The organism is Lysinibacillus sp. (genome assembly GCF_032093475.1).
In the GTDB taxonomy this organism is placed as follows: domain Bacteria; phylum Bacillota; class Bacilli; order Bacillales_A; family Planococcaceae; genus Lysinibacillus; species Lysinibacillus irui.
Window position 1 is genome coordinate 55,098 of the sequence record NZ_DAMDAY010000009.1, and the last position, 6,194, is coordinate 61,291.

Annotated in this window: 4 protein-coding genes; 1 reads left to right on the forward strand and 3 read right to left on the reverse strand. The window is 37.4% G+C overall.

Annotation, left to right across the window (positions count from 1 at the left end; all coding sequences use genetic code 11):
• From RT445_RS04160 to RT445_RS04170, 3 genes are all read right to left on the reverse strand, one after another.
• Positions 1-1,006 (reverse strand): hypothetical protein (locus RT445_RS04160; protein WP_313469771.1); only part of this gene is annotated, 1,006 nt, incomplete at its 3' end.
• Positions 1,007-1,288: 282 nt separating this feature from the next.
• On the reverse strand, positions 1,289-2,734 hold the full coding sequence (locus RT445_RS04165) for a M20 family metallopeptidase (RefSeq protein WP_312507371.1): 1,446 nt from the start codon (positions 2,732-2,734) through the stop codon (positions 1,289-1,291).
• A 13-nt stretch (positions 2,735-2,747) separates the two neighbouring features.
• The gene (locus RT445_RS04170; RefSeq protein WP_274793983.1) at positions 2,748-3,992 is read right to left on the reverse strand and encodes an MFS transporter; all 1,245 of its coding nucleotides are present in this window, start codon (positions 3,990-3,992) and stop codon (positions 2,748-2,750) included.
• A gap of 137 nt (positions 3,993-4,129) precedes the next feature.
• Between RT445_RS04170 and RT445_RS04175 the strand changes: the two genes are divergently transcribed.
• The gene (locus tag RT445_RS04175) at positions 4,130-6,142 is read left to right on the forward strand and encodes a helix-turn-helix domain-containing protein (protein ID WP_312507418.1); all 2,013 of its coding nucleotides are present in this window, start codon (positions 4,130-4,132) and stop codon (positions 6,140-6,142) included.
• Positions 6,143-6,194 lie beyond the last annotated feature (52 nt).

The window sequence follows — 6,194 nt, forward strand, 5'->3', positions numbered from 1 at the left end:
CGCCAGCTTTTTCTTCTTCGCCATTTTGCTCAAGTTTCACGGCTTCTTCGTAGTGCTGTTTTAATTTAGTGTAATCTGATTGACTAATGTCGAATTCAATATCAGCCATATATTCTTCAAAAGAAATAGGCTCGTATTTAAAGTGTGAGTTTAGCATTTCGTAAAATTGCTCCCAAAGCTTCGTTGAAAGCTCTTCATTTTTCTCTTTGTCTGCTTTTTGAGCATCTTCATAGACCGTTTTTAGTTCTGCTAGTTCCTCTTTTGTTAATTCTACTTCGAAGTCTGCCATATATTGTTCAAACGTAAGTGGTGGATATAGTTCTGCGTAATAAATATCAAGAATCGAATAAATTTTATCTATTTTTTCTTGAGCTGCATCCATATTATCTTCTTTTACAAATTTTATCCATTCTGAATAAAGTGTTTTTAGCTGCTCTTTATCTTGTGCTTTAATAACGATATTTTTTTCAGCGAAAGCTGCTTCATTGATAAATTCCTCAAAGGGCTCTGGTTGCCAGTTTGCTAATTCATACGGTCTTGTAATGGCATTCATCGCCTCATAGATTCGATCCATTTCCTCATAATTCTCTTCTTTTTCAAACTTTTTTAAGTCGTTAAAAAGCTTTTCTAATTGGACAATCTCTTCTTTTGTTACCCCTTTAGGTAAACTTTTTTTGAATACGTCAAAGGTAAAGAAGTCTGAGTAATCTTTTAGAATAGTGCCCTCAACAGAAATTTCTTGACCTTCTACAAGCTTTAATTGCTCGATTTGCTTATCAGAGAACTTGTGTAAGCCAATGAAATAATTTTTTCCATCTGTTCCTTTCATAGTTAAGCCATAGCCATCAAAATATTTAATGGTCCCTTTTATTTGGTGTTCTATTTGAATTGTGACATTTTTTGTTGTTTCTACAGATGTCGCACCAGCCTGAAGCGGTGTTAAGACAGCCATTCCTAGTGTAAGCGCTGAAGCCAAAAGCCATGTTTTTTTAACAGGTTTTTTCATGTTTATCCATTCTCCTTTAGGTTAACTTCTGTTACCAATTATTAGACGTTTTACCAATTTAAAAAGTTTTAACTTTTTAGAAAAAAATTTAATTATTTTAAAAAAGAATTAAAAAAACTCATGTCATTTATCGAACATTTCCTCTAGCAGTGTAACTATGCCCTCTGGACAACAACTAAATGAATAATATGATTGGCCTAGAAAGAGAGGCTATAACAAATATAAACCGATAAAAAATAAGACTTTCTATTGTTGATGATAGAAAGTCTTATTTTGTACAAGTTAGGCCATTATTGCAGCTGATTCTCGGTTTGATTTAGGAGGGACTAAATCTTTTGGAATCAAAGCTTCATATGTTTCACCACCGAGACGTTCCACTAATTCTGCCTTCGCATTTTCGATCAATGTAGGATTTTCTAGCGCAGAAATGGCTGTACAAGCAATCGCCTTTCCAGCTAGCATCGTCGCCTCATGAGCATAGGATGATTTTCCTTGTGCGACTGCCTGCCATGTGTGGAATGGTGTGCCAAATGCCCATGTAGCTGTCGAGCATTGAGCCGTTGGGACATTCCAGCTAACATCTGCCACATCTGTTGAGCCACCCATGAAAAATGGTTCTTCTGGAAGTGGTGCAAGAAAATCAATAATAGGTCGGTCAACAAGCAGCTGTGCTACTTCTTTTCCTACTTGTAAAGCAGCTACCTTCTTTTCCTCTTCGGATAGCGTGCTATAGATGTCCTTGGCAAAATGAATATCATTTTCTGTTAATTTTGCACTACCCAAATCCTGCATATGCTGATGCATCACTTTTTCCAATGTTTTATTAGGGATTAAATTATGACAAGAGCCAACAATTTGCTCTTCTACAGTTGTTTCAGTCATTAAAGCAGCTCCTTGTGCGCAATTGAGGACACGCTTATATAAGTCCTTGACTTGATTTGGTTTAGGTGCTCGTATCAAATAAGTCACCTCAGCCTCTGCTTGTACTACATTTGGTGCAACGCCCCCTGTATTTGTTACGGCATAGTGAATTCTCGCTTCATCTACAATATGCTCACGTAAATAGTTAACACCAACGTTCATTAACTCTACGGCATCCAATGCACTTCTCCCTAAATGAGGGGATGCCGCAGCATGGGAGCTACGTCCTTTAAATTTAAAAGTAGCATTAATAACGGCATTTGCTCTCGCATGCATAACAGTGTTAATCGTTCCTGGATGCCATGAAAAAGCAACATCTACATCTTTAAAATAACCATCCCTTGCCAAAAAGGATTTGCCATAGCCACTTTCTTCAGCTGGACAGCCAAAGTATTTGACAGTTCCCGTTAAGTGGTTATCTTCTAAGTATTGTTTAGTAGCGATGGCTCCAGCAAGTGCCCCGACACCTAAAAGGTTATGACCACAGCCATGGCCATTACCATTCGGAATGATCGGTTCATAGTTCGCACTCCCTGCCTGTTGGCTAAGACCTGCAAGTGCATCATATTCACCAAGAATGGCAATTACCGGTTTCCCATTTCCGAAGGTACCAATGAAGCCTGTTTCAAGGTTCGCAACACCTCTTTCGACATGAAAACCTTCATTCTCTAATGTTTTACATAGTAAATCAGCGGAGCGTACTTCATCAAATCTTGTTTCAGCATAGTCCCAGATGCTATCGCTTACATTTTTGTACAGCCCACTTTTTTGATCGATATAGTTTGCAATTTTTTCAGTTAAACTCATAATCTTTCACTCCTTAGTCAATGATCTCGTTTATGGAAGGGGGATTGATAACAACTGTTTGTTTAGTTGGACGAATCATGAATAATGACACAGCACACACAATGGTAAAGCCAATTAACATAGCAAATGCGGGACTATATGAACCACCGAAAGCCTCCACTAAAAATCCAATAAGCATAGGTGTTAGTACGCCTGCAAATTGTGCACCGGTATTAATAAAGCCATTTGCCGTTCCTACAACTGCCTCTGGTAAGATCTTCAGTGGCACAGAGGTAATTAAAATAATATTAAAGGATAGCATGACGGTTACAATACTTTGACATATTGTAAAGACTAGCATGCTCGGTGCATTCGCCATGAGTAAAAGACCAATACCTGCAATAATAGCGAAAATTCCTGCTACAAGTTTATCTCGTCCTTGAGGCATTTTATCTAGAATATAACCGCTACACAGCATTGCAAAGATTCCTACAAACGGAGGAATGGCTGAGTAGATACCGACAGCAGTCAACTCCAAACCCCTTACTTTAGATAAATACGTAGGCATCCAAGAGGTTAAGCCCCAGTTCACTGCATAAATACTAAAGTAGGCAATAAACAACTTCCATATCATAGGTGTCTTTAAGACATCCCTTAATGGTGCTTTTGAAGTTTGTGTTTGTACTTGATGGATAGCTGGTATTTCTTTTTCCTTCACTAGGAAGAAGAAACAAAGTGCAACAACGATACCGATGGCCCCTACGATATAAAAAATATCTCGCCAGCCTAATGCCAGCATGAGATATGTTCCTACAATGGGTGCTACGACGCCCATAATGGAGCCGGATGTTAACATTATGGACATAGCTTTACTGCGCTCATCGACAGGAAACCAATTGGCAATACCTTTTGAAGCAGCAGGGAAATAGCTACCTTCACCAACCCCGAACAGGAATCGAATGACAATGATAGAAAGGAAAGACCAGGCAGCTCCCGTTAATACGGTGAAGATTGACCACACTAAAATGGTTGAAATGAGCACTTTTCGATAGCCGAAGCGATCGGCTAACCAGCCACCAGGAATTTGCATTAAAGCATAGCCTGCAAAAAAGCTACTTAAAACAATGCCAGTTAATGCTTCAGTTAATTGTAATTCCTTTGAAATATCAAGAATGGCAAAGTTTATGATGAAACGATCAAAATTCCCTAACGACCATCCTAAAAATAACATGGCTATAACAATATATTTTGTATTTCGAGCTTTAGTTGTTGCTGTCATCGTTTGTCCTCCTAGCTATAGTAAATTTGGTTATATTGCAAAGTATAAAAAATTTAGACTTTTCTAACAATGTATGTTTTCATATAATAAAGGCGTTAAATATAGATATATATACATAAAGGGTGAGGTATATCGTGATGCTAATAGTAGATAGGCTACAACAATTTCTATCTGACTTTTGCAATCTTTCGCAATTTCAGGTATGGAAAAATATCAATGAGGATCGTTTCTCTCTTGTCATTTCTCAGGGGATGGAAGAACAACTGGCGCCTTCACATGACAAGAAAAATATAGACGTATATGAGTATCAATTTCAATTCCATGAAAAAAGACAATTGGTCTTACGGCTCCATAGAGCACTATCAGCTACGGAAAACCAAGCAATCGAAACATTACTTCATGCTTATTATTTGGAATTAATGTTAGAAAAAGAGCAATTTATTCGAGACAAAATGATGGAAAGTATACGGGAAATTTCAGTACTAAATGATATACACACATTGTTGACGAAGATTTTGGAGAATGCGCTATCGGTTATACCGTCTGCAGACTTTGGAGTTTTATGGATGTATGATGAAAGTGAAGCTGCACTTGTACCAAAGGCTTGGGTGGGGGGACCTGGTGAGGACATTAAAAATATGCGCATGAAAGTTGGCGAAGGGATTATCGGAAAGACTTTCAAAGATAACAAATCTATGATTTTAAATTCGTATACAGACGTTTTAAAAGCCTCCTCTTCTGTGACAGAAGAGAATTTACGTCATTTATTAAATGCCTATACTTTTGAATATTTACAATCGGTTATTGCTGTTCCAATTGCTGTAGAAGAGCAGACATTATGTGTGGTTATTATTTATCAAAATGGAGAAAATGCCTTACTAACTATAGAAGATAAACAACTGTTAGAAAGCTTTTCGGATCAAGTATCCATTGCACTTACGAATTCAAAACTATTTCAGAATTTAAAACTTCAAAATGAATTGCTACTCCAACGGGATCAAATCCACCACACCTTTATGAAACTTTCCTTGCAAAATGCAGGTATGCAAGTCATTGTTAATGAAATAAGACATATATTAAATTTACGCCTCGTTATTATGGATTTAATGGATGATTCGATTTATGCAAGTCCACGTCATTGGATTGAAAAGGGTGATTTGTTCCGTTTTGTACATTTAACAGAAACGCCAGCATTTTATTCACTTGAAGTAGAGAATGAGCAAGTTGATTACTATATTCAGCCTATCATCGGTGTTGGTCAAATTCTTGGTTTACTGCTTATCGAGATCAATGAACAAAAGCTAGAATCGATTCACAAATTAATTATTGAACAGGCAAGCTCCATTATTGCACTAGAGCTGATACGGAAGCAAACAATAGTAGATTCGTTTTATAAAAAAACACATGATCTTTTTCATGATTTTTTAACGTCTAAGGACCCTGGGCAACTCATTAAAAAAGGGGAAGAGCTTGGTATTCAGTCAAATGCCAATTATGCTGTCGTTTTAATTCAATTATCTACGGGCACAGATATTCAAGCAATGGATATGCAAGTACATCTGTTGATTAGTGAAATTAAAAAACATTTTCAGGATCATGCCCCAATAGTGTTTGGTTTTGGTCATAAAATAACGGTCCTTTGCCAATTTAAACGTATAGGTAATGAGCTACTACACCTCGTGCAGCAATTTCAAGGAAGCTGGGAGAAGGTTAAAAACAATTCATTGAAAATTGGAGTTGGTACATTGTATTCGGGGATGGATCAAATAGCAAAAAGCTATAATGAAGCAGATAAAGCACTGTCGTTTTTAATGACCCGCCAGCGCTGGGGTATCATGCATTATCAGGAGATTGGTGTGAATCGACTATTTATCCATCAAACACAGGAGGAACTTCTAGGTTTCGTGAATGAAGTGTTCCTACCGTTACGAAACGAGAAAACAAAACATCACCTACTAGAAGAAACCTTGCTTATGTATATAAAGCAAAATGGCTCTGTAGGGGAGACTGCTAAACAATTACACATTCATGTCAATACTTTGTATCAGCGATTAAGAAAAATCGAAGAAAAGTTAACGATCTCTTTTCAAAATGCAGATGATGTATTAAGGCTTCAGCTTGCCTGCTATTTAAAAGGGATGGTACATTAAATCAGAACCACCAGTCTAACTGGTGGTTTGCTCTACGCGTGAAACGCTGGGG